The following is a 24,270-nucleotide window of genomic DNA, read 5'->3' on the forward strand; positions in this document are numbered from 1 at the left end:
GGAGCCTCGACATGGAACAGAATAAAGGTTTTTGGTATGCCGACTGGTCGTTCCCGATCTTCGTTGGCCTGCTCTCTTCCGGTGTTTTCGCCGGGACGCATATGTACTACCTCTACGGCATCGGCGCGTTCAACGAAGTGGCCTTCGTGGCGATGCTGAAAGCGGGGATGGATACCGGCGTTTACGGCGCGGTGGCGGCGTTCGGTGCCAGCTTCCTGTTCGCCCGTATTATCGAAGGGTCGCTGGTCGGTATCCTTGATATCGGCGGGGCGATCCAGACCGGGGTGGGTCTCGGGGTTCCGGCGCTGCTGCTGGGCGCGGGCATCATGTTCCCGGTGACCAACTTTATTGCCGCGCTGATCACCGGCCTGGTGATTGGCCTGGCAATTGGCTACGTCATCATCCTGGCGCGTAAGTTCACCATCAATCAGAGCAACTCCACCTACGGGGCGGACGTGATGATGGGCGCCGGTAACGCCTCCGGTCGTTTCCTCGGGCCGTTGATTATCCTCAGCGCCATGACCGCCTCCATTCCTATTGGTGTCGGCTCTCTGGTGGGTGCGCTGCTGTTCTATATCTGGCAGAAGCCGATTACCGGTGGCGCCATTCTCGGTGCAATGATTCTGGGCTGGCTGTTCCCGGTCGCCCTTTAATGCCCGCGGGCGCTCCGGCGCCCGCCTTATCAGGAGATCCTCATGTTCGATTTACTCCTGCGCCGTGCGCGCCTCACCGACGATACCCTGACCGATATCGCCATTCAGGACGGAAAAATCGCGGCGGTGGGCGACATTACCGCGCCCGCCCGCAAAACGGTTGAGTTGAACGGTGAAGTGTTCGTCAGCGCAGGCTGGATTGACTCCCACGTTCACTGCTACCCGAACTCCCCTATTTATCACGACGAGCCGGACAGCGTGGGCATCGCCACCGGCGTGACCTCAGTGGTGGATGCCGGCAGTACCGGCGCGGATGACGTGGACGATTTTTATGAAATCACCCGTAAAGCCTCAACCGACGTTTATGCCTTACTGAACATCTCCCGCGTGGGGCTGATTGCCCAGAACGAACTGGCCAATATGGCCAACATTGATGCGAAGGCCGTGAAGCAGGCCGTCACGCGCTACCCGGATTTTATCGTTGGCCTGAAAGCGCGCATGAGCAGCAGCGTGGTCGGCGAAAACGGCATTACGCCGCTTGAGCACGCGAAAGCCATCCAGAAAGAGAACGGCGACCTGCCGCTGATGGTGCACATCGGCAACAACCCGCCCAACCTCGATGAAATTGCCGACCTGCTCAGCTCAGGCGACATCATCACCCACTGCTACAACGGCAAGCCGAACCGCATTCTGACGCCATCCGGTGAACTGCGTGCGTCCATCACCTCCGCCCTGAAACGCGGTGTGCGCCTGGACGTCGGACACGGTACGGCGAGCTTTAGCTTTGAGGTGGCGAGACGCGCCATTGCGATGGGCATTCTGCCACACACCATCAGCTCGGATATTTACTGCCGCAACCGCATTAACGGCCCGGTAGGGTCGCTGGCAAGCGTGATGTCGAAGTTTCTCGCCATCGGCATGTCGCTGCCGCAGGTGATTGAGTGCGTCACCGCGAACGCCGCCGACGGGCTGCGTCTGACGCACAAAGGCCGTATTCAGCCAGGCCTCGATGCCGACCTGACGCTGTTCACGATAAAACGCCAGCCAACGCTGCTGGTGGATGCTGAAAATGACAGCCTGCAGGCTGAACACATTCTGGTGCCGCTTGCCGCCATCCGCGCAGGCAAGGGCTACATGACCGAACAAGGGAGCACAGAACATGCCTTCGATTTATGAGAAGTATCACTTAAAGCAAGTCATCAACACCTCAGGCCGTATGACGGCGCTGGGTGTTTCCACGCCGCGCCCGGACGTGGTGCAGGCGGCGATGGATGGCATGAATCACTATTTCGAGATGAAGGATCTGGTCAACAAAACCGGCGAATACATCGCAAAGCTGCTGGATGTGGAAGGGGCGACGGTGGTCTCCTGCGCGTCAGCGGGCATCGCCCAGTCCGTGGCGGCGGTGCTGGTCAAAAACAGCGACTGGCTGCTGGAGAACCTGCACGTCACCCCAATTGAGAACAACGAAATCGTGCTGCCGAAAGGCCATAACGTTAACTTTGGCGCACCGGTAGGCACCATGGTGGCGCTGGGCGGCGGCAAGCTGGTGGAAGCGGGCTACGCGAACGAATGCTCCGCCGATCAGCTGGCGGCGGCCATCACGCCGCGTACCGCGGCCATCCTTTACATCAAGTCTCACCACTGCGTGCAGAAAAGCATGCTCAGCGTAGAGCAGGCGGCAGTGGTGGCGCGTAAGCACGATCTGCCGCTGATCGTGGATGCGGCCGCGGAAGAGGATCTTCACGTTTACTATCGCTCCGGTGCCGATCTGGTTATCTACAGCGGTGCGAAAGCGATTGAAGGGCCAACCAGCGGGCTGGTGATCGGCAAAACGCAGTATGTTGAGTGGGTGAAACGCCAGACGGCGGGGATTGGCCGCGCAATGAAAGTGGGTAAAGAGGGGATCCTCGGCCTTACCTGTGCCATCGAACACTACCTGACGGCGACCAAAGAGAGCGGCGAAGAGATGGTGGCGAAGATGACGCCCTTTATTGACGCGCTTAATACCCTTAACGGCGTGACGGCACGCGTGGTCTGGGACAGTGCCGGTCGCGATATCGCCCGTACCGAGATTAAGTTTGATGAAGCCACCACCGGTGTTGGCACCGGCGACCTGGTGACCGCGCTGAAGCAAGGCGAGTACGCCATTTACTTCCGTGGCTACAAGGCCAACGAAGGGATTATCGAAGCGGACGTGCGCAGCGTGAATGCCGATCAGCTGAACATTGTTTATCGCCGCATGAGTGAAGTGTTAGGACAGGAGAAAAAGGCATGAAACTGACCCCCAACTTTTACCGTGACCGCGTCTGCCTGAACGTGCTGGCAGGATCGAAAGCCAACGCCAGCGCCATTTACGAGGCGGCGGAAGGCCACGTGCTGGTGGGCGTGCTCTCCAAAAATTACCCGGATGTCGCCAGTGCGGTTGCCGATATGCGCGACTACGCTCAGCTTATCGATAATGCGCTCTCTGTGGGCCTCGGCGCAGGCGATCCGAACCAGTCCGGGATGGTCAGTGAGATCGCCCGTCAGGTGCAGCCGCAGCACGTTAACCAGGTGTTCACCGGCGTGGCAACCAGCCGTGCGCTGCTGGGGCAGAGTGAATCCGTGGTCAACGGCCTGGTCTCTCCGACCGGCACCGTTGGCAAGGTGAAAATCTCCACCGGTCCGCTGAGCAGCACGGCGCCGGACGGCATTGTGCCGGTTGAAACCGCGATTGCCCTGCTGAAAGATTTTGGCGGCAGCTCCATCAAATACTTCCCGATGGGAGGCCTGGCGTGTCGGGACGAATACCAGGCAGTGGCGGAAGCCTGCGCCCGTCACGATTTCTGGCTGGAGCCGACCGGTGGGATCGATCTGGAGAACTATGAAGCGATCCTGCTGATCGCCCTTGATGCGGGCGTGAGTAAAATCATTCCGCATATCTACAGCTCGATTATCGACAAAGCCAGCGGCGACACGCGTCCGGAAGATGTGCGTACGCTGCTGGAGATGACGAAGAAGCTGGCTAAGTAGTCTTTACCCCTCACCCCGGCCCTCTCCCCTTTGGGGAGAGGGTGTAATCGTCCCCTCTCCCCAAAGGGGAGAGGGTTAGGGTGAGGGGCACAAACCGCACAAAACCAAAGGAGCCACCATGCACACCCGCAATCTGCTCGTCGCTTCACTCTCGTTACTCGCTACCACCGCCATCGCCCAGACGCAGTACGCCTGGGTCGGGACGTACAACCCCAACGGCGAGGGGCTGTACCGCTTTACCCTCGACCCGCAAACCGGTGCGCTCGCGAATAAAACGCTGGTCAGCACGTTGCCAAACGCCGCGCAGCTCACCGTCTCGCAGGATGGTAAGACGCTCTATCTGGCGAGCGAAGTGGAGCAGGGCGTGGTGCAGGCGCTGCGCGTGGGCGATAACGGCGAACTGAGCGAGCTTAATCAGGTGGCGTCCGGCGGAGCGGGGCCGGTCTATCTCTCCCTGACGCCAAAGGGTCACCACCTGCTGGTGGCGAACTACGTCAGCGGCTCGATTGCTGTTCTGCCCGTTAATGCAGACGGCAGTCTGGGGGAGGCCACGGACACGCATCAGGATCGGGGAGAGCCGGGCGCGGCGAAACCGGTGGCGGCGGTGGAAGGCAGTTTTGCCATTAGCGATCACAATGGCCCTCATGCGCACATGATCGCCGCCGATCCGCGCGGGAAATACGTTTTTTCTACCGATCTGGGTCTGGATCGTATCTACCAGTACCGTTTTGACGATCAAACAGGCAAGCTGACGCCGAACGATCCGCCGTTTATCAGTACCTCCTCGAAAGGGGCCGGTCCGCGGCATTTCGTCTTTACGCCGAAAGGCGATGCGTTATGGCTGATTAACGAAGAGGCATCCACGCTCACGCACTATACGCTGGATGCCCGGGGCAGGCTGCAGGAGGGGAAAACCCTCTCCGCCCTGCCACACGGCTATAAAGGCACCAGCTTTGCCGCCGGGCTGGCGCTCAGTGCCGATGGCAAACAGCTGTATGTGGCTAACCGTTTGCATAACAGCATCGGGCACTTTACCGTAACAGCGGATGGCACGCTGACGCATCAGGACGATGTGTGGACGCGTGGTGATTACCCGCGCACCCTGACGCTCGACAAACAGGGGCGCTGGCTGTACGTCATGAATCAGCGCAGCGACAACATTACCCGTTTTCGCGTGGCGCAGGACGGCAAACTCAGCGCCGAGCCGGACTATACCCCGGTCGGCAGCCCATCCCAGATGGTCATTTCACCCTAAGCCGTAAGAGGACAACCCCGTGCGATTTCCGAACCAACGTTTAGCGCAACTTTTCGATCTGTTGCAAAACGAGACGCTGCCGCAGGACGAACTGGCGCAGCGGCTGTCGGTCTCCACGCGAACCGTCCGCGCTGATATCACCGCCCTGAACGCGCTGCTGGCGAGCCACGGTGCGCAGTTTATTCTCAGCCGCGGCAATGGCTATCAGCTCAAAATTGACGATGCAGAACGCTATCAGCAGCTTCAGTCCTCACACCCGCGCGCGCTGCGCATTCCCCGCACCGGGCCGGAGCGCGTGCACTATCTGGTGGTCCGTTTTCTTACCTCCGCGTTTTCGCTCAAGCTGGAGGATCTGGCGGATGAGTGGTTTGTCAGCCGTGCGACGCTGCAAAGTGACATGGTGGAAGTGCGCGAGTGGTTCCACCGCTATAACCTGACGCTGGAAACCCGACCGCGCCACGGCATGAAGCTGTTTGGCAGCGAGATGGCGACCCGCGCCTGTCTCACCGATCTGCTCTGGGAGCTGGCGCAGCAGGATAGCCTGAACCCGCTGGTGACCGACGTTGCGCTCAATGCGGGGGTGGCGGAGCAGATGGTTCCCGTGCTGCACGATGCGCTGACGCGGCATCACATTCGTCTGACTGACGAGGGCGAGCTGTTCCTGCGCCTGTACTGTGCGGTGTCGGTGCGTCGCATCAGCGAGGGCTATCCGCTGCCGGAATTTCACGCAGAAGATGTGGCCGAGAATGTCCGTGAGGCGGCGAAAGACATCGCTGTGACCATTCAACAGCTGGCGGATAAAGCGCTTTCGCCTTCAGAAGAGAGCTGGCTCTGCGTTCACATCGCGGCACGTCAGATCCAGGAGATTGCCCCCAGTGCCATCAATGCCGATGACGACGAAGCGCTGGTCAATTACATCCTGCGCTACATCAATACCCACTATAACTACAACCTGCTCAGCGACGAGCAACTGCATGCGGATTTGCTCACCCACATCAAAACCATGATCACCCGCGTGCGCTATCAAATCATGATCCCGAATCCGCTTTTGGATAACATCAAGCAGCACTACCCGATGGCGTGGGATATGACCCTCGCGGCAGTGTCGAGCTGGGGGAAATACACGCCGTATGTGATCAGCGAAAACGAGATCGGTTTCCTGGTGCTGCATATCGGCGTCGGGCTGGAGCGCCACTACAACATCGGCTACCAGCGCCAGCCGCGGGTGCTGTTAGTTTGCGATGCCGGGAATGCGATGGTCCGGATGATTGAAGCGGTGCTGCAGCGCAAATATCCGCAGATTGAGGTGACCCGCACGCTCACGCTGCGCGAGTATGAGCTGGCGGAACCGATCGGCGAAGACTTTGTTATCTCGACCGCCCGGGTGAGCGAAAAGTCTAAACCGGTGGTGATGATCGCCCCGTTCCCGACGGACTACCAGCTTGAGCAGATAGGTAAGCTGGTGCTGGTGGACCGAACCCGCCCGTGGATGCTGGATAAATACTTCGATGCCGCCCATTTTCGCATTATCGACAGGCCGATTGACCAGCAAACGCTGTTCCGGGAGCTGTGCGAGCAGCTCGAAGAAGAGGGGTTTGTTGGCGCGGAGTTTCTGGATTCGGTGGTTGAGCGAGAGGCCATCGTCAGCACCATGCTGGGCGACGGCATTGCGCTGCCGCACTCCCTCGGGCTACTGGCACAAAAAACGGTGGTTTATACCGTGCTGGCACCACAGGGTATTGCCTGGGGGGATGAAACCGCCCACGTGATTTTCCTGCTCGCCATCAGCAAGCGCGAGTACGAAGAGGCGATGGCGATTTACGATATTTTCGTGACTTTCCTGCGTGAGCGCGCCATGTCACGGCTGTGCAGTTGCAATGATTTCGCCGGGTTTAAAGCGGTGGCGATGGAGAGTGTGAGCCGGTTTTGAGAGACGTTATCCAGAATTCGATGTAATGCAAATGTAATGCTAAAATGCATTACGCATTCGATTTCACTGGAGGCATAATGGCCACGCTGAACGTCCGTCTGGATGACAAACTCAAAAACGAGGCTTATGCCGTGCTTGAAAAACTCAATATCACGCCAACGGAAGCCGTTCGGTTACTGTTTCAGTACGTTGCGGAGACGGGGCGTATGCCGGTGAAAACGGTCACTGTTAGCGACAGTGAAGATGAACTCATACAGACAGTCCGGGAGCGGCTGGCTAATCCGCAAAAAGGAATTAAGGTTAGGCTGGATGACTTATGAACTCGTATTTGATCCGAGGGCGTTCAAGGAGTGGACCAGGCTGGGTGATACCGTAAAAAATCAGTTTAAGAAGAAGCTTGCGAACGTGTTGGTGAACCCCAGGGTTGAATCGGCTCGCCTGTATGGCCTGCCTGATTGCGACAAGATAAAACTCAGATCCCAGGGTTATAGTTTGGTCTATCAGGTTCATGACAACGTTGTGACGGTATGTGTTATTACTATCGGTAAGAGAGAGAAATCAGCCGTTTATCATGACGCAAACAAACGGCTTTAGCGATCACCGCAAATGATGCACAACCTGGTTGCTACTGCCGCGCCAGATCAGCGCAGGGTCTTTTAAATCCTGCACAAACTTGCCGTCAACCAGCACGTTAATCAAATCCACCACTTCCCTCTGTTCAGCATTCAGTTCTTCAAGCTTATAACCCGTCCAGACCCAGATATCCTTGCCTGCACATTCGCGGCGAATGCGTTTTATCAGCTTCAGAATGTCCGGCACGTTTTGCGGGTGAAGCGGGTCGCCACCGGAGAGTGAAATCCCCTGGCGATGAATGCGCGTGTCGTTGAGATCGTGGATGATCCGCTGTTCCATTTCCGCGGTGAACGGCAGGCCTGAATTTACGCGCCAGGTGCTTTTGTTGTAACAGCCGGGGCATTCATGGACGCAGCCTGAGACAAACAGGGTGCAGCGGGTGCCGGGGCCGTTGACGATGTCGACGGGATAGTATTGATGATATCGCATAAGAAGATGTCCAGAGTGTGTGTGCGCGGGTGCCCTCACCCCAGCCCTCTTCCACAGGGAGAGGGGGAAAACGTAGGTGCGCGTTCGGTTCCCTCTCCCTGAGGGAGAGGGGTAGGGTGAGGGGAAACCCCCGACGCCTTAACCGATCTGCCCATTCCCCAAATGCTTCACGCGTCGCTTAACCTCTTCCTGCTTACCGGCGTTAAACGGACGCGCATCGGGACTTCCGAGATAGCCACACACGCGGCGGGTCACCGAGACGCGAGCCGCATCGTGGTTACCGCATTTCGGGCAGGTGAAGCCTTTGCTGGTGCACTCAAACTCACCGGTAAAGCCACACTCGTAGCACTCGTCAATCGGGGTGTTGGTCCCGTAATACGGCACGTGCTGATAGCTGTAATCCCAGACATCTTCCAGCGCCTTCAGGTTGTGCTGAATGTTAGGATACTCGCCGTAGCAGATGAAGCCACCGTTCGCGACGGGCGGATACGCGGCTTCAAAGTCGATCTTGTCGTAAGGGTTCACCTTCTTCTCCACGTCGAGGTGGAAGCTGTTGGTGTAGTACCCTTTGTCGGTTACCCCTTCGACAATGCCAAATTCAGCGGTATCCAGGCGGCAGAAACGGTCACACAGGTTTTCACTCGGGGTGCTGTACAGGCTGAAGCCGTAGCCGGTTTCGTCTTTCCACTGGTCAACCGCATCGCGCAGGCGCTGAACAATGGCGACACCTTTTTCACGCAGGGCGTCGCTGTCATACATGTGCTGGTTGCCGAACAGCGCGTTGATCGTTTCGTGAATACCGATGTAGCCCAGAGAAATCGACGCGCGACCATTTTTGAAGATCTCCGACACGTCATCGTCCGCCTTCAGGCGCACGCCGCAGGCCCCTTCCATATACAGGATGGGCGCAACGCGGGCTTTCACCCCTTCCAGACGCGCGATACGGGTCATGAGGGCCTTTCGTGCGAGCTGCAGACGTTCGTCCAGTAGCGCCCAGAAGGCCGCTTCGTCGCCTTTGGCTTCGAGGGCGATACGCGGCAGGTTGAGGCTGATCACGCCGAGGTTGTTACGGCCGTCGTGAACCTGTTCGCCGTTTTCGTCTTCATACACGCCGAGGAAGCTGCGGCAGCCCATCGGCGTTTTAAACGAGCCGGTCACTTTGACTACCTGGTCGTAGTTCAGGATGTCCGGGTACATGCGCTTGCTCGCACACTCCAGCGCCAGCTGTTTGATGTCGTAGTTAGGATCGCCAAACTTGTGGTTCAGGCCGTCGCGGATAGCGAACACCAGTTTCGGGAACACCGCTGTCTTACGGTTTTTACCAAGCCCGGAGATACGGTTGCGCAGGATAGATTGCTGAATCAGGCGTGATTCCCAGCTGGTACCCAGACCAAAACCGAAGGTCACAAACGGCGTCTGACCGTTGGCGGTATGCAGGGTGTTCACCTCGTATTCCAGCGACTGGAACGCGTCGTAGCACTCTTTTTCGGTACGGGAGTGCGCGTAGCCCTCGGCGTCCGGGATTTGCCATTCTTCAGCGGTTTGACGGTGTTTATTGAAGCTTGCCGTGACGAACGGTGCCAGTACTTCATCAATGCGGTTAATGGTGGTGCCGCCGTAAATATGGCTGGCGACCTGAGCGATAATCTGCGCTGTGACCGCAGTGGCCGTGGAGATCGATTTTGGCGGCTCAATCTCGGCATTACCCATTTTAAAACCGTGGGTCAGCATGCCTTTCAGGTCGATGAGCATGCAGTTGAACATCGGGAAGAAGGGCGAGTAATCGAGATCGTGATAGTGGATCTCACCGCGCTCATGCGCCGAGACCACGTCGCGCGGCAGCAGGTGCTGACGGGCATAGTGTTTGGCAACAATACCGGCCAGCAGGTCGCGCTGGGTGGGGATCACTTTGCTGTCTTTGTTGGCATTTTCATTCAGCAGGGCGGAGTTGGTCTGCTCCACCAGGCCACGAATCTCCTGATTAAGACGACCGCGTTTCTCACGCTGAACGTCCCGATCGTGGCGGTATTCGATATAGGCGCGGGCTAACTGCTTGTAGGGGCCCGCCATCAACTGGTTTTCAACCGCGGTCTGGATCTCATTGATATCGACCTGGCTGCGTTCGTTCATCTGGCTGCTAACGACTTCTGCGACGGTGGCGCAGTAATCTGCGTCATCGACACCCGCTGCTTTAGCTGCACGCAGAATGGCTTCCTGGATGCGCTCTGATTTAAACGGCACTTTACAGCCATCACGTTTCATCACATGCGGTGTCATGATCACTCCATTTTTAAAAACAGGTTATCCACAAAGGTGGAGAAGTGTTCACCGGGCGTATTGTCAGCCAGGCCAGAGACTTCCCTCGTTCCCAACGCGTGTTATCCACAATTCCGGAGAGCTGAGTCGCCGTCTTGTTGTTGGAATAGTAGACGATAAATACAATATGTTGGGTCGGCGTGCATTTTAAGTTCTACATATAGTGATTTGCATCAAACATGTTTGCGATTTATTTGATTCAGAACAAAGTAAAAAGACGAGAGTACAAACGACGGGCACTCCAGCGTTTGTAAGGACGAGAGGGAAAATTCTGATTAATTATTCAACAAAAACAAGCGCTCAGCAGCATGTGCCGAGCGCCGGTCGGTTAACTCACCCCGCATGCCCAGTTCAGTCCGGCCTGGAGAAAGGCTGCCGCCGCAATACTCCCGAGTATCAGCGGGATAACAAGTGAGCGCCCGGGTTCGGCGTCCGCGTTTTGTGGCGTTTCTCTGCGCAACGCGGACAGCGCTTCTTCGCCGGTGCGCGCCGCCAGAAGCGCGTTACGCACCCGCTCTTCCGCCAGCGAACTGGTCAGCGTCGTCAGCAGCTGCATATGCGTACTGCCGGCCTCGGCGTGTGGAATGGCGAGCAGAAAAACCATCCTGACCGCTTCATCGCCTTCCAGCCCCGGCCAGATAACCGGCTCATCAAAAAGCGCCAGGCAAAACGCCGCCTGCTGCACCGCGTCTGATTTACCGTGCGGAACGGCCAGCGCTTCGCCCAGCGCGGTGGGACCTTCACTTTCGCGGTGTAAGACGCTCTGGATAAAGGCGTCTTTATCGGTGATGACGTTTCGCCCGACAAGCGGTTCGGAGAGCCAGCGGATCAGCGCTTCAGGCGTGCGGCAGGGTGGGTTAATAAACACCAGTTCGGGGTGCGTGAGTTCAAGCAAGTTCATGTTAAGCCTCAATCAAAAAATCACAGGTCGCAGAAGGGGGGATCATCGTCACCGATGGTACGTGTTCTTCCAGATAATTGAGCTGGGGACGCTCTGCCAGGCCAGCCGGAACAGGGACAGGCTGCGTCCCGGCGTTGAACACGCGGGCGATCGTGCCAGGCGATCGTTGCGCATGAGGCAGGGCTGAAAGAACGAGCGGTTCCGGTAAGGCGAATAACGAAAATTCTGCCGGCAGCGTGCGTTCGGGCAGGCGCAGCGAAAAACGCTCAAGCCGGTTATCGAGGGTATGCAGCGTTTGCCGTTGATAGGTGAAGGGGTGACCCGTCGCCTGATTCTCCAGCTGGCGCAGCGTCAGATGGTCTGCGTTATCGGCCAGCGCCACGGTGAAGGAAAAGTGCAGCGGTTTGAGCAGCTGCGCATCGGGCGTATCGACCACCGTATTGTTAATGCCAGATGCCCGGCCGGGTCGCCAGTCAAGATCGCTGCGCCCCAGTACGCCGGTTGATTTGAATAAGGTCAGGGCAATGACTGCCGGATCGCGTCCAATAACCTGAAACTCTTTCATGCCGCGGCTATTCACGACCAGCGCTTTGCCCGCTTGCGCGATAGCGATAATGCCCTCGCTGGTTTCGATATCCACGGGCTTCTCACGATAGCGCTCCTGCCAGTGAGTCTCGTCGTACCCCGTTTCGCGCTCGATTATTGAGAACGGCTGCGAGGCGAGGGAGTGACGGGTGCAAATATCGCTGTTGATCAGTAAACGCAGCCGGTGATCGCAGTGGCTGTTTACCAGCGAGCTATCAACATGCAGGTTCGGATCGTCGTGACGTAACTCGCACACTATGCGCATTGATAACGGCGCGCGGGTATTTTCCCGGCGTCCAGCGAGATCCGGCGGCAGCGACATGATCGCCTCAAGCACCATCGTTTGGCAAAGAGGGGTTTTGCTGCAGTCGATCATCGTGAAATGCGCGCAGCGCGTCGGTTCATCGCCCGGGAGCGGCGAGAAATCATAGCTGTCTCCGGCATCCGCGCAGTCTTCAAGACTGAATAACGACGTGATGCGCCTGGCGTTGCGCTTGTCTTCAAGCACCAGCGTACCGGCCTCCAGCGTCAGTCGATAAACCGTATTCTCTATCGCCTCTCCTTTCGCGGCGCAGGTCCTGGCAAACGGAGCCGGCGTGTCTTTTAGGTTGACGGTGATATAGCCCACCGGCGGCAGGAGAGGCGTCTGCAGAACAACATGCCAGCGGAAATAAGGCGGAAGGTGCGTTTCGCGTTCACCCTCACAGGTGAGGGAGATGGCCGTTCCTCCGGGTAACGTCTCGCATTCCAGAACGTCGAAGGGCAGCGGCTGGCCCTGATACGTCAGGGTGATATTGTCGGCCCGACTGTACAGGGTGGTGTGGATCACGCAGCGGGTCGGGGTGGCCAGCGGGTTGAAAATGAGCAGGTCCCCCTCCTGACAGCATGCGGCGGCCAGTGACTTCACCACCAGATTCCACAGGCTGTGACAAAGCTGCTCTGTCTGCTCGAGTCGATGAAGAATGTCGCGGTTAGTGGCATCGCTGTTGCAGCCGCCCATGGAGTCGTGGGCATGGCTTCGCAGAAGCTTCTTCCAGAGGGTGTCCACAATCGGGAGCGTGACCGGAATGCCCTGATGACGCGCCATGGCGATGGTGGGCTCCAGCTGTCGCAGGATGAACTGCTCGATGTCGGCATTTTTCTTTTTGATATCGTAACGCACAGACCCGATCGTTTTGTGAATGCGGGTGTAGCGCGGCGATTTCAGCTCACCTTCCCATAACGCCAGCTGTTCCCGTTTTGTGCGCAGCAGATCGACGTACTGCTCCAGCGAGCTGAGAACGTAACGGTCCTTCGTGGGAGAGTGCGCGCTGGCAGCCTGCAGGATATGCGGCAGCGCCGGGTCGATGCTGACCTGATCGCCGCCGCAGGGCAGGAGCAGGTCGTCAATCTGCGACCGTGAACGCAGCAGATCCACCATCGGGTAGATCTTGCCGTGCAGATGGCTGGCCTCCGCGCGCATATTCTTGGCCGCACCATACCCCAGCGCCATTGCACAGGCGATGATGGTTGCACCTGACGGCGCGCGCCAGAGAAACTGGCTGTTTTTGGCCTGAGTGTCGTGGTCGACACCGCGCCAGAAAACGATATTATCGATATTGCAGCCCTGCAAAATCGTGGGCATCTGCGCGTTATGCCCAAAGGTATCCGGCAGATAACCGACCTGCATGGCATGCCCCAGCGCCCGAGCGGCGAAGATACCGTACTTGAGGTTGCGGATAATCGATTCGCCGTGAACGTTGTAGGTATCCGTCTGGGTGAACCACGGCCCGACAAACACGCTTTTCTCCCTGACCAGTTTTTCCAGCCGGGGCCGGTAATCGGGATTGATGGCGAGAAAGTCATCCACCACCGCCATCTGCCCGTCAAGGTGATAGCACTGCCAGGCCGGATCCTGCTCCAGCGTCTCGATGACCTCCGCAAAGTTGTATGACGCCAGCACCATGCTGTCCTGGCGGGTGAAATACCACTCCTGATCCCAGTGGGTATGGGCTATGACGTGGATCTGGCTCATTGCGCTCTCCTTATCTGGCGTTCTTTGGGCTGAGATAAAGCACGCCCAGGGCGCAAATCAGTGCGCCAATAAAGACGCTTGCCAGGTACCCGACCACATTGGTCGCCAGCGGCCAGCCCCAGATAGCCGGAAGGGGCAACGTCTGCTTCACGCCGAGGGCAATCGCCACCAGCGCACCCGCGACGGCTCCTGTCATGAACACGGGGATCAGGCGTGGGTTTTTCAGGATGAACGGGATAGCGCCTTCTGAAATACCGATAAAGCCCAGCAATAACGAAGTGCTGCCAACGGTTTTCTCTTCACGGCTGAACACATCCGGCAGGCCAAAACGCCCATTGAGGAACGCGGCGAGGCCTACCCCAATAGAAGGAATCACGATGGAGAGCTCGCGGGCGGTTAAATCAAAAGTCTCGCTCATGCCGTTCAGGCCGAGCGCGACCGATCCTGCCGCCTTGTTGACCGGGCCGCCGAGATCGAACGCGGTACCCGCGGCGATCATGGCCGAATAGAAGCCGCGTCCGGTATCACCCGCCGAGGTAAAAAAGACCACCATCAGCTGGTTAAGCGAACCAAAAATCGGGTTGATCAGATATTCCATTACCATCACCAGCGTAATACCGGTGATCAGCGGAACGACCAACATGGTTTTAAGGGTAGTAAGCTGCTGTCGGACGTGAATTGCATCATTCAGCCAGCGCACCAGATAGCCGACAAAAAAGCCGATGCCAATTGCGCCGAAAAAGCCGGAGGGCATAAAGCCTTCAATATCAAAGAAGCGTTTGTAGACCTCATCTGACATGATGCCGCCGATCAGTCCGGGGATCAGCGCCGGTTTACCGGCAATGGAAAAGGCCAGGTACATCGCAAAGACCGGATACATGAACTTGATGGTCATAAAGCCCATTTTATCCAGCACGCTGAACGGCGAATGCTCAATGTTTATAAACTGCCCGGTAATTTTGGCCGTCGCCATCATCAGGCCGCCCATTACCACGACCGGTAACATATAGCTGATGGCCGCCATGATATGGCCGATAAAAATCTGGTAAGCCGAACGCTGAATGGCGTCTTCGTCCGCCACAGTGGTGACGTTTTTCTGCATGGCCAGCGCCTGACGCAGGTAGCGGTCGGTATTTTTAATCAGCTCTTGCGTGCGGATCTGAAGGTGAGGAACGTGTTCAAAACGTTCTGCATCCTGAATGGGAATGTCGGTTGCAAGAATAATGGCCGTGGCGGAGGCAATATCCTGTTTCGTTAATCTGTTTTTTACGCCGTCGCTGCCCTGCGTTTCGACCTTGACCTCAATATTATGCTCTTTTGCCCATGCAATAATTTTACTTGCCGCCATAAACGTGTGCGCGATCCCTGTAGGACAAGCCGTTACAGCGATAATTTTTTGATTCATCATTGTAATAATTCCCTGGGTGTGAAAATAGCGAAAGTATAAAGAGAACTTAAAACAGTGTTTAAGGTTTGCTAATACTAATTACGTATCGTCATACGCTATGTTGCAATATGTGAAGCGCCTTCCAGAGACTATTTCGCTATTCTGCTAATATCATGTTGGGTTTTAACAGGACGTAATAAATGAATTCATTTCAGGGAAGTGAACGGTTGATATTTGAATACATTCAGCACCACGCACGCAATATTTCTGATATATCGGCAAAAGAGATTGCGCGTGATACTTTTACGACAACCACCTCGGTTAATCGTGTCTGTAAGAAAATGGGCTATAAAAGTTATACCGAGCTTCGCTATCGGTTTTTACGCGACCATTTTACGTCTGTCCCTGCCGAGCCTGCGATGGGGCCGCAGGCAGACGATATCGTGGTGGACGTGTCCCGGTTACTGACCCATTCCAGCCATATCTATTTATATGCACGCGGGGCATCTATCACCAGCCTCAACTACCTGTCGCGTTTTTTGTCACTGGCGAGCCTGCCGCACCTGATTCTGAATGATATGCACCAGTTGACCCGGGTATCGAAGGGCACGCTGGTGTTGATCAGTAAATCCGGGGAGACGCAGTCGCTGATAGAAATGGCGCGTAACGCGCTGCGTAAGGGGCTAAAGATTATTGCGATTACCCGTCAGGGTTCGACGCTGGCCGGGCTTTCTACGCTGTGCTGGCCGTTGTCGATTGATATGAATGCCGTCTCGTTATATCAGCGAGAGGGGCAGCTGGACCTGTTAAGCGCCGTCGATCGTATCGGCTGCAGGCTTCTGCAGCACGATACGGAGTAGGCAGGCCGTCAGAGCTGTTTCACGATACCCAGACGAATGGCGTAATCATTTTCATGATTGCCATCCTGAGTGAGGTAGGTTTTATCCAGCGACACCAGTTCGACGTAAGGCGTCCAGCCGTCGTCGAGCTTGTAGTTGAACGCTACGGTGTGCTCCCAGTAGGTATCATCCCCGGTTCCCTGATCGACATTATCCTGCCAGCGGAAGCGCGGGTTATAGGACATGCCGAATTTCCCGATGTTGTACGCGAACCACAGGTCGAACTGGTGTGATTCGCGGCGGGTGTAGCCGCTGCCGTCCAGGCGTTTGTCGCTGTGCGCATCGTTAACGGTGTTATAGCGGTAGCGGGCAGACAGGTTCAGGCCGTTATCGAATGCTTTCCAGCCCTGGATGAAGGGGCGGTAATGCGTATTGCTGGCGGTAAAGACGGTCACCATCCCTGGTGCGATGGCGAACCCATTTCCCAGATCAAAACGCCAGCGCGTTTCGATTTCCTGTGCTGCCTCCGTTAATCCTTTTTCGTCCGGATTATATCGGTCGGTATCACCAAAGAACGTATCGTTATGGTTTTGCGCCGCTTCGACGGAGAAGTAAAAACCGTTATCAGCCTGATGCATCACTTTAATACGTGAATCATTTACGTCTGAGCGCGTATTATGACCAAAGCGAAGATCGACGGAGGTATTTCCGCACCATCCCTGGGTACTTAATAATAATGCGCTAATACATGTTGCTTTAATAATTGTCTTTTTCATAATGTCCTGCCGAGGTTATTTAAATGGCAGGGCTATTCTTATTTTGGCACACCGTGAAGTAAAAGTTATCGTCGTACATTTAGCGTATCGCTAAACATAAAAAAAGAGATACAGCAGGCTGTATCTCTTGAGGGTTATTCCTGTATCCACCAGATGGCTTCAAACGGGCGCAACAGCAGGTTGTCGGGCTGAGGGGGAGCATCCGCATAGTTGCTCAGTGCGACCCGCCAGGCTCCCTGTACTGACGCGGGAACCCATTGCTGGCGCTCACGGCTCAGGTTTGCCACCACCATCAGCGTCTGGCCCTGCGACCGCCGGCGATAGCACCACAGGGAAGGGTGGTCAGGCAGCAGATCTTCATAATCTCCCCACGTCAGCACCGGCAGGGTTTTGCGCAGGCGAATCAGCGTCTGGTAGGTGTAAAACACAGAATCAGTATCGTCCAGTGCCGCACGGGCATTGACCGTCTCGTAGTTGTCGCAAACGCCAATCCACGGCTCACCCTCGGTAAAGCCCGCACTGTGTGTGGCATCCCACTGCATTGGCGTGCGGCCATTATCGCGGGATTTACTCGCCAGAATAGCCAGCAATTCTTCAGGGGCGCGACCGTTGGCCCGCAGTTCAGCGAACATATTAAGGCTTTCAACGTCGCGGTAATCGGTTATACGGCTGAAGTGCGGGTTGGTCATACCCAGCTCTTCGCCCTGATAAATATACGGGGTGCCCTGCATTCCGTGCAGCACCATACCGAGCATTTTCGCGGCGTGGGGACGGTACTCCCCTTCATCGCCAAAGCGCGACACAATGCGCGGCTGATCGTGGTTACACCAGAACAGCGCGTTCCAGGCTTTGTTGTGCATGCCCTGCTGCCAGTGGCGGAAGAGGGTTTTCAGCGCCACGAAGTCCGGCCTGGCCAGGGTCCACTTTTCGCCGCCGGGGTAATCCACTTTCAGGTGGTGGAAGTTGAAGGTCATCGACAGCTCGCGCCCGTCGAGAGAGGCGTATTGCTGACAGTTTTCCAGCGAGGTCGACGACATCTCGCCTACCGTCATCAGGTTTCGCGGGGTAAAGACGTCGCGGCTCATCTCCTGAAGATACTCATGAATGCGCGGTCCGTCGGTATAGAAGCGACGGCCATCGCCCACGGCGTCATCCGGGAAATCCTGGTCTTTGGAAATCAGGTTAATCACATCGAGGCGTAAACCGTCCACGCCACGGTCGGCCCAGAACTCGCACACCTTTTTCAGTTCGGCGCGCACCTGCGGGTTTTCCCAGTTGAGGTCCGCCTGCTCGGGGGCGAACAGGTGCAGATAGTACTGCTCGCTCTCGGCGTGCCAGCGCCAGGCGTTGCCGCCAAATTTGGAGCGCCAGTTATTGGGCAGTTGTTCCGGCGTACCGTCGCGCCAGATGTAGAACTGGCGATACGGGCTCTCTTTATTCAGCGATTCCCGGAACCAGGCGTGCTGCGTTGAGGTGTGATTGAACACCATATCCAGCACGATACGAATGCCGCGTTGATGGGCCTGCGCGACCAGCTCGTCAAAATCATCCAGCGTGCCGTAGGCCGGGTCGATGGCGGTGTAATTCGCCACGTCGTATCCGTTATCTACCTGCGGGGAAATATAAAACGGCGTCAGCCAGATGGCGTCGATGCCGAGGGTTTGCAGGTAGTCCAGCCGCTGCGTGACGCCGCGTAAATCGCCGGTGCCGCTGCCCGTCGTGTCCTGAAAACTTTTTGGATAGATCTGGTAGATAACGCCGTTCTGCCACCAGTGAGGAAGGGTATTCATAATGCGTTCCTGCAAATGCGAAGGGGCGCAACTGCGCCCCGAAAGATGAAGTTAAACAATCTGCAGCGCGCCCTGACGGTACTTACGCTGGTAAACCACGGTGGTGAGAGCCATTGGAACGACAATCGCGATGACCATCGCCAGGGAAAACACCTGCCAGAAAGCGGGCTGGATGGAGAGAATACCAGGCAGACCGCCGACACCGATCCCGTTCGCCATCACACCGTACAGACCGCATACCAGGCCTGCCAGACCGGAGCCGATCATCGCGCACAGCATCGGGAAGCGGTATTTCAGGTTGATACCGTACATCGCCGGTTCGGTGACGCCGAGGTAGGCGGAGATGGCGGCCGGAACAGAAATCTCACGCTCGTTATGCTTGCGGCTGACCAGGATAATGCCCGTGACCGCCGAGGCCTGCGCAATGTTAGACAGCGCGATGATAGGCCAGACCGGCGTACCGCCCAGGCTCTGAATCATCTGCATATCAATCGCCAGCGTGGTCTGGTGCACGCCGGTGATCACCAGCGGGGCGTACAGGAAGCCAAACAGCATGGCACCAATCGGCGCGAAGCTGCCGGTCATCAGGTGACGTACCGCGAAGGCAACGCCGTCGCCAATCATGCGGCCAAACGGACCGATAAACGCATGGGCAAGGAAGACGGCCAGAATAAGGGAGCAGACCGGCACCACCACCAGATAGAGGTAATCCGGTACGATGCGTTTCAGGCGCGTTTCAATAAAGCCCAGCGTCAGACCGGCCAGCAAGGCTGGGATCACCTGCGCCTGATAGCCCACTTTCGCGATGGTGAACAGACCGAAGTTCCACACCTCAGGCACCTGCTGACCAAGTAAGTAAGCGTTCATTAACTGTGGAGAGACCAGCGTGACGCCCAGCACGATACCCAGAATCGGCGTGCCGCCCATTTTGCGCACCGCTGACCAGCAAATCCCGACCGGCAGATAGAAGAAGATCGCTTCGCCAATCAGCCACAGGAAGTCGTAAACGGTTTTCAGCGCCGGGTACATCTGCGCCAGGGTTTTGCCGTCGCTCATCGGCACATCACCGATAACGTTGCGGAAGCCCAGAATCAGACCCCCGCTGATCAGCGCCGGGAGCAGCGGGAAGAAAATCTCCGCGAAGTGGGAAATTAACTGCTCGTGCCATTTCATATTCTGGCGTGCAGCTTTCTTGGCTTGCTCTTTGTCGGCTGAACTGTGCCCGGTTGTCGCCAGCAGAGCCTGATAGTAATCGCCCACTTCGGTACCGATGACGACCTGGAACTGACCGGCGTTGGTGAAGCAGCCTTTAACCATGGAAAGCGCTTCAATGGCTTTCGGATCGGCTTTGGCCGGATCGTTCAGCACGAAGCGCAGGCGGGTAATGCAATGGCTGACGGTCGCGATATTTTCACGGCCGCCTACCAGGACAATCAACTGGTCGATATCTTCTTGTTTGACTTTACTCATCATGAAACCTCATGACCGATGGTGAGGGGGGTAATGACCTGAGCGCAAGCCTACTCCTTCAGCGTGACGGCGAAAATGGGAACGTTCCCGAAATTGGGCGAAGATCACAATAAACTGATAAACGAGGGTTATGAAAGGTGGGCAGGAATCACGATCTGACGCGGCTCAGCACGTCCGTTAATTTGCTCGATCAGCTGTGCAGCGGCCTGCCTGCCTGACTCGGCGTAGCCCGGATCGACGGTGATAATCTCCGGGTGCAGAAACTTCATCAGCGGCGTACTGCCTACGCTCGCGATCTGCAGTCCCTCTATGCGTTGCTCCTGAAGATATTTACTCGCGCCCAGCGCCAGGGTATCGGTGGCGCATACCAGCGCCGTGGTCTGCGGGGTCAGCACGCTGGCGACCTGCTCGTAGCCCTGTTTCATTCCCAGACCCGGCAGAGACGCGACGGCGGAAAGGTTGTGCTGTTTACAGAAGGTCAGGTAGGCCTCGTGACGCCGTTTGCCGGTGGTAACGTCCGCATGCGGTACGCCGAGGTAGCTGATATGGCGATGGCCTTTATCGTACAGACGCTGCATCAGGGTAATAATCGCCCCCTCATCGTCGTAACAGACGGAGGCAAAACCGTGGGCATCGCGCGCCAGCATCACCATCGACGCCTGCCAGGGCTTCAGCATCTCCTCTTTGATGCCGGTAAAACCGAACAGCACCACGCCGTCAATGTTGCGCCGCTGGAGCATACCCAGATGCTCTTCAACCAGCTGCGTGGAGAACTGGCTCTCCATCATGATTGGGTCGTAGCCCTGCTCATAAAAGGCGGGCAGCATGGTCTGAACGGCGAGGTTCTCGGACAGGGAATCCAGACGCGAGACGATAATGGCAACCACTTTGTCACTTTGCCCGCGCATGGCGCGCGCAGAGCGGGAAGGGGAAAAACCGTGCTGATTCATTACCGCCTCGACGCGCTCGCGGGTGCGTTCGCTGACACCGCTCTCATTGTTGAGCACACGCGATACGGTGGATTTCCCCACGCCGCTTAAACGCGCGATGTCTTTTATCGTAAGGCGGTTCTGCATGCTGTATTCCCTGTAACAATGACAACGTGGTCAGTAGAGCCTAATGCTATAGCGTGTTTTCGCTATGGGCAAAGTCTGGTTTACGTTCGGTTTATTTGCGGGGGAGTATAATACCGCCCGAATCGCCGCAAACGGTACGGTTAAATCCTTATACTGCGCGGCGGCACCCTACTTTTTTACTTACCGGAGGTGACATGGATCCCGATCCCACGCTTCTCCTGAACGGGAGCGTTCTTTCTTTCCGGTAAGCCAGCCTTTGTGCTGTCTCACCGGTATGTGAGGCAGCAACGTCCTGCACGTTCCTGCTTAAAACATTAAGTGCCTGTCAGGTACGGCCTTGCCACGCCTGCAGGAAATACTGTGTCCGCGTTTGCGGGCGCGGGGGAATGACTATGTTTAAAAATATCACCCGGCAGCTGCAGGCGATGCTGAGCCGCCACCTGCCACATCGTCTTGTTCAGCGCGACCCGCTGCCAAATGCCAAAAATATGGCCTCTGCAGCGATCCCTGCTTCCCTGAGCCAACGCTGCCTGAACGTGGCGGCGATGGATGAAAACGAAGTCTGGCGTGCCTTTGGCGGGCATCCGGAGGGGCTGAACGCGGCGGAAGTGGAAAAAATCCGTGCCGTACATGGCGATAACCAAATTCCGGCGCAAAAACCGGCGCCGTGGTGGATGCATCTGTGGACCTGCTACCGTAACCCGTTCAACCTGCTGCTGACCGTGCTTGGCATTATCTCCTATGCCACCGAAGATCTGTTTGCCGCCGGGGTTATCGCCCTGATGGTGGGGATCTCCACGCTGCTGAACTTTATTCAGGAGGCCCGCTCTACCCGCGCGGCAGACGCCCTGAAAGCGATGGTAAGCAACACCGCAACCGTCTCGCGCGTCATTAACGATCTCGGGGAGAACGCCTGGGTTGAGCTGCCCATCGACCAGCTGGTGCCGGGCGATCTGGTGAAGCTGGCGGCCGGCGACATGATCCCGGCGGATTTACGTATTCTTCAGGCGCGGGATCTGTTCGTGGCGCAGGCCTCGCTGACCGGCGAATCTCTGCCGGTGGAAAAAGTGGCGCGCACCCGCGACCCGCAGCAGATGAACCCGCTCGAGTGTGACACCCTCTGCTTTATGGGCACTACGGTGGTCAGCGGCACGGCGCAGGCAATGGTCATCGCTACCGCCGGCAACACCTGGTTTGGACAGCTGGCCGGGCGCGTGAGCGAGCAGGAGAGCGAACCGAATGCCTTCCAGAAGGGGATTGGCCGCGTCAGCATGCTGCTGATCCGCTTTATGATGGTGATGACGCCGATTGTGCTGCTGATCAACGGCTATACCAAGGGCGACTGGTGGGAAGCGGCGCTGTTTGCGCTCTCCGTCGCCGTGGGGTTAACGCCTGAAATGCTGCCGATGATTGTCACCTCCACGCTGGCGCGCGGGGCGGTCAAACTGTCAAAACAGAAAGTGATCGTCAAACACCTGGATGCCATTCAAAACTTTGGTGCGATGGACATTCTCTGCACCGATAAAACCGGCACGCTGACCCAGGACAAAATTGTGCTGGAGAACCACACCGATATCGCCGGCAAAACCAGCGATCGCGTGCTGCACAGCGCCTGGCTGAACAGCCACTACCAGACCGGGCTGAAAAACCTGCTCGACGTCGCCGTGCTCGAAGGCGTGGATGAAGAATCTGCCCGCACGCTCTCCGGGCGCTGGCAGAAAGTGGATGAGATCCCGTTCGACTTCGAGCGCCGCCGCATGTCGGTGGTGGTGAGCGAGCATCCGGACGTGCATCAGCTGATCTGCAAAGGCGCATTGCAGGAGATCCTCAATGTCTCAACCCAGGTGCGCTATAACGGCGACATTGTGCCGCTGGATGAAACCATGCTGCGCCGTATCAAGCGCGTCACCGATAACCTGAACCGTCAGGGGCTGCGCGTGGTGGCGGTGGCAAGCAAATTCCTGCCTGCACGCGAAGGGGACTATCAGCGTATCGACGAATCCGATCTGATCCTCGAGGGTTATATCGCATTCCTCGATCCGCCGAAAGAGACCACCGCGCCTGCGCTGAAAGCGTTAAAGGCCAGCGGCATCACCGTGAAAATCCTTACCGGCGACAGCGAGCTGGTGGCCGCCAAAGTGTGTCATGAAGTGGGGCTGGATGCGGGTGACGTCGTTGTGGGAAGTGATATTGAGCCCCTCTCCGATGATGCGCTGGCGACGCTTGCGCAGCGCACCACGCTGTTCGCCCGGCTGACACCCATGCACAAGGAGCGCATTGTCACCCTGCTGCGCCGGGAAGGGCATGTGGTGGGCTTTATGGGCGACGGCATTAACGATGCGCCCGCCCTGCGTGCGGCGGATATTGGTATCTCCGTAGACGGTGCGGTGGACATTGCCCGTGAAGCGGCAGATATCATTCTGCTGGAAAAGAGCCTGATGGTGCTGGAGGAGGGCGTTATCGAGGGACGTCGTACCTTCGCCAACATGCTGAAGTACATCAAGATGACCGCCAGTTCCAACTTCGGTAACGTTTTCAGCGTGCTGGTGGCGAGTGCGTTTCTGCCGTTCCTGCCGATGCTGCCGCTGCACCTGCTGATCCAGAACCTGATGTACGATGTCTCTCAGGTCGCCATCCCGTTTGATAACGTGGACGACGAGCAGATCCAGAAGCCGCAGCGCTGGAACCCGTCCGATCTGGGGCGCTTTATGCTGTTCTTTGGCCCGATCAGCTCCATCTTCGACATTCTGACCTTCTGCCTGATGTGGTTTGTATTCCATGCCAACACGCCGGAACACCAGACGCTGTTCCAGTCCGGCTGGTTCGTGGTAGGGCTGCTGTCGCAAACGCTGATTGTGCATATGATCCGTACGCGTCGCATTCCGTTCATCCAGAGCCGGGCCGCGTGGCCGCTGATTGTCATGACCGGCATCGTGATGGCGCTCGGCATTGCACTGCCGTTCTCGCCGCTGGCCAGCTACCTCCAGCTGCAGGCGCTGCCGCTGAGCTACTTCCCGTGGCTGGTGGCGATCCTCGCGGGCTATATGGTGCTGACGCAGATGGTCAAAGGCTTCTATAGCCGTCGGTATGGGTGGCAGTGATTTCCCCCCTCTCCCGGCACGGGAGAGGGTACGTTTCCTCCCAAATTCAACAACCTGTGATCTCCGTCAGCGCATTCGCTTGACGACAAAATGAGCGCAT

19 protein-coding genes are annotated in these 24,270 nt (G+C 57.2%); 10 read left to right on the forward strand and 9 right to left on the reverse strand.

What is annotated here, in order from left to right:
* Positions 1 to 11: 11 nt before the first annotated feature.
* The 8 genes from BH714_RS16890 to BH714_RS16925 all read left to right on the forward strand — a co-directional run bounded on the left by BH714_RS16890 (position 12) and on the right by BH714_RS16925 (position 7,447).
* The gene (locus BH714_RS16890) at positions 12 to 653 is read left to right on the forward strand and encodes a DUF4310 family protein (protein WP_014882285.1); all 642 of its coding nucleotides are present in this window, start codon (positions 12 to 14) and stop codon (positions 651 to 653) included.
* Between the two features lie 42 nt (positions 654 to 695).
* Positions 696 to 1,829, forward strand: a complete 1,134-nt coding sequence (locus BH714_RS16895; RefSeq protein WP_040018485.1) for an amidohydrolase/deacetylase family metallohydrolase — start codon at positions 696 to 698, stop codon at positions 1,827 to 1,829.
* Positions 1,813 to 2,931 (forward strand): DgaE family pyridoxal phosphate-dependent ammonia lyase, encoded by a 1,119-nt coding sequence (locus BH714_RS16900; RefSeq protein WP_040018486.1) that lies wholly within the window; start codon positions 1,813 to 1,815, stop codon positions 2,929 to 2,931. The genes BH714_RS16895 and BH714_RS16900 overlap by 17 nt, the downstream gene beginning before the upstream one ends.
* Positions 2,928 to 3,668 (forward strand): 2-dehydro-3-deoxy-phosphogluconate aldolase, encoded by a 741-nt coding sequence (dagF, locus tag BH714_RS16905; RefSeq protein WP_040018487.1) that lies wholly within the window; start codon positions 2,928 to 2,930, stop codon positions 3,666 to 3,668. Before BH714_RS16900 ends, dagF begins: the two co-directional genes overlap by 4 nt.
* A 118-nt stretch (positions 3,669 to 3,786) precedes the next feature.
* A complete protein-coding gene (locus tag BH714_RS16910) occupies positions 3,787 to 4,923 on the forward strand; it encodes a lactonase family protein (protein ID WP_040018489.1) in 1,137 nt (378 codons plus the stop codon).
* A 19-nt stretch (positions 4,924 to 4,942) separates the two neighbouring features.
* A complete protein-coding gene (locus BH714_RS16915; RefSeq protein WP_014168384.1) occupies positions 4,943 to 6,853 on the forward strand; it encodes a BglG family transcription antiterminator in 1,911 nt (636 codons plus the stop codon).
* Positions 6,854 to 6,930: 77 nt separating this feature from the next.
* On the forward strand, positions 6,931 to 7,173 hold the full coding sequence (locus BH714_RS16920) for a type II toxin-antitoxin system RelB/DinJ family antitoxin (RefSeq protein WP_020885404.1): 243 nt from the start codon (positions 6,931 to 6,933) through the stop codon (positions 7,171 to 7,173).
* Entirely contained in the window at positions 7,163 to 7,447 is a 285-nt protein-coding gene (locus BH714_RS16925; RefSeq protein ID WP_040018490.1) for a type II toxin-antitoxin system RelE family toxin, read from the forward strand. The genes BH714_RS16920 and BH714_RS16925 overlap by 11 nt, the downstream gene beginning before the upstream one ends.
* 3 nt (positions 7,448 to 7,450) lie before the next feature.
* Here the strand turns inward: BH714_RS16925 and nrdG are convergent, their stop codons facing one another.
* From nrdG to BH714_RS16950, 5 genes are all read right to left on the reverse strand, one after another.
* The gene (gene nrdG / locus BH714_RS16930; protein ID WP_040018491.1) at positions 7,451 to 7,915 is read right to left on the reverse strand and encodes an anaerobic ribonucleoside-triphosphate reductase-activating protein; all 465 of its coding nucleotides are present in this window, start codon (positions 7,913 to 7,915) and stop codon (positions 7,451 to 7,453) included.
* Positions 7,916 to 8,053: 138 nt separating this feature from the next.
* Positions 8,054 to 10,192: an anaerobic ribonucleoside-triphosphate reductase gene (nrdD, locus tag BH714_RS16935; protein ID WP_020885401.1), complete on the reverse strand. Its 2,139-nt coding sequence runs from the start codon at positions 10,190 to 10,192 to the stop codon at positions 8,054 to 8,056.
* A gap of 367 nt (positions 10,193 to 10,559) precedes the next feature.
* Positions 10,560 to 11,132, reverse strand: a complete 573-nt coding sequence (locus tag BH714_RS16940) for a PTS sugar transporter subunit IIA (protein WP_032679517.1) — start codon at positions 11,130 to 11,132, stop codon at positions 10,560 to 10,562.
* 1 nt (position 11,133) lies between these two features.
* Positions 11,134 to 13,731: a glycoside hydrolase family 38 N-terminal domain-containing protein gene (locus tag BH714_RS16945; RefSeq protein ID WP_040018492.1), complete on the reverse strand. Its 2,598-nt coding sequence runs from the start codon at positions 13,729 to 13,731 to the stop codon at positions 11,134 to 11,136.
* A 10-nt stretch (positions 13,732 to 13,741) separates the two neighbouring features.
* On the reverse strand, positions 13,742 to 15,139 hold the full coding sequence (locus BH714_RS16950; RefSeq protein WP_072040326.1) for a PTS fructose transporter subunit IIC: 1,398 nt from the start codon (positions 15,137 to 15,139) through the stop codon (positions 13,742 to 13,744).
* A gap of 179 nt (positions 15,140 to 15,318) precedes the next feature.
* On the opposite strand from BH714_RS16950, the gene BH714_RS16955 reads away from it, so the two are divergent.
* Positions 15,319 to 15,978 carry a MurR/RpiR family transcriptional regulator gene (locus BH714_RS16955; RefSeq protein ID WP_040018493.1) on the forward strand — a complete coding sequence of 220 codons (660 nt, stop codon included), beginning with the start codon at positions 15,319 to 15,321 and terminating at the stop codon, positions 15,976 to 15,978.
* An 8-nt stretch (positions 15,979 to 15,986) separates the two neighbouring features.
* Here the strand turns inward: BH714_RS16955 and BH714_RS16960 are convergent, their stop codons facing one another.
* The 4 genes from BH714_RS16960 to treR form a co-directional block, all read right to left on the reverse strand.
* Positions 15,987 to 16,733 (reverse strand): oligogalacturonate-specific porin KdgM family protein, encoded by a 747-nt coding sequence (locus tag BH714_RS16960; protein WP_025205757.1) that lies wholly within the window; start codon positions 16,731 to 16,733, stop codon positions 15,987 to 15,989.
* A gap of 134 nt (positions 16,734 to 16,867) precedes the next feature.
* A complete protein-coding gene (treC, locus tag BH714_RS16965; RefSeq protein ID WP_032679523.1) occupies positions 16,868 to 18,523 on the reverse strand; it encodes an alpha,alpha-phosphotrehalase in 1,656 nt (551 codons plus the stop codon).
* A 51-nt stretch (positions 18,524 to 18,574) separates the two neighbouring features.
* On the reverse strand, positions 18,575 to 19,993 hold the full coding sequence (gene treB / locus BH714_RS16970; protein ID WP_025205752.1) for a PTS trehalose transporter subunit IIBC: 1,419 nt from the start codon (positions 19,991 to 19,993) through the stop codon (positions 18,575 to 18,577).
* A gap of 128 nt (positions 19,994 to 20,121) precedes the next feature.
* Positions 20,122 to 21,069, reverse strand: coding sequence for a trehalose operon repressor TreR (treR, locus tag BH714_RS16975; protein ID WP_014168396.1), 948 nt, complete (start codon positions 21,067 to 21,069; stop codon positions 20,122 to 20,124).
* Between the two features lie 392 nt (positions 21,070 to 21,461).
* Here treR and mgtA point away from each other — a divergent pair, with 392 nt between their 5' ends.
* Positions 21,462 to 24,170 (forward strand): magnesium-translocating P-type ATPase, encoded by a 2,709-nt coding sequence (gene mgtA, locus BH714_RS16980; RefSeq protein ID WP_040019071.1) that lies wholly within the window; start codon positions 21,462 to 21,464, stop codon positions 24,168 to 24,170.
* The last annotated feature ends 100 nt before the right edge of the window (positions 24,171 to 24,270 follow it).

It is taken from the genome of Enterobacter ludwigii (assembly GCF_001750725.1).
In the GTDB taxonomy this organism is placed as follows: Bacteria; Pseudomonadota; Gammaproteobacteria; order Enterobacterales; family Enterobacteriaceae; genus Enterobacter; species Enterobacter ludwigii.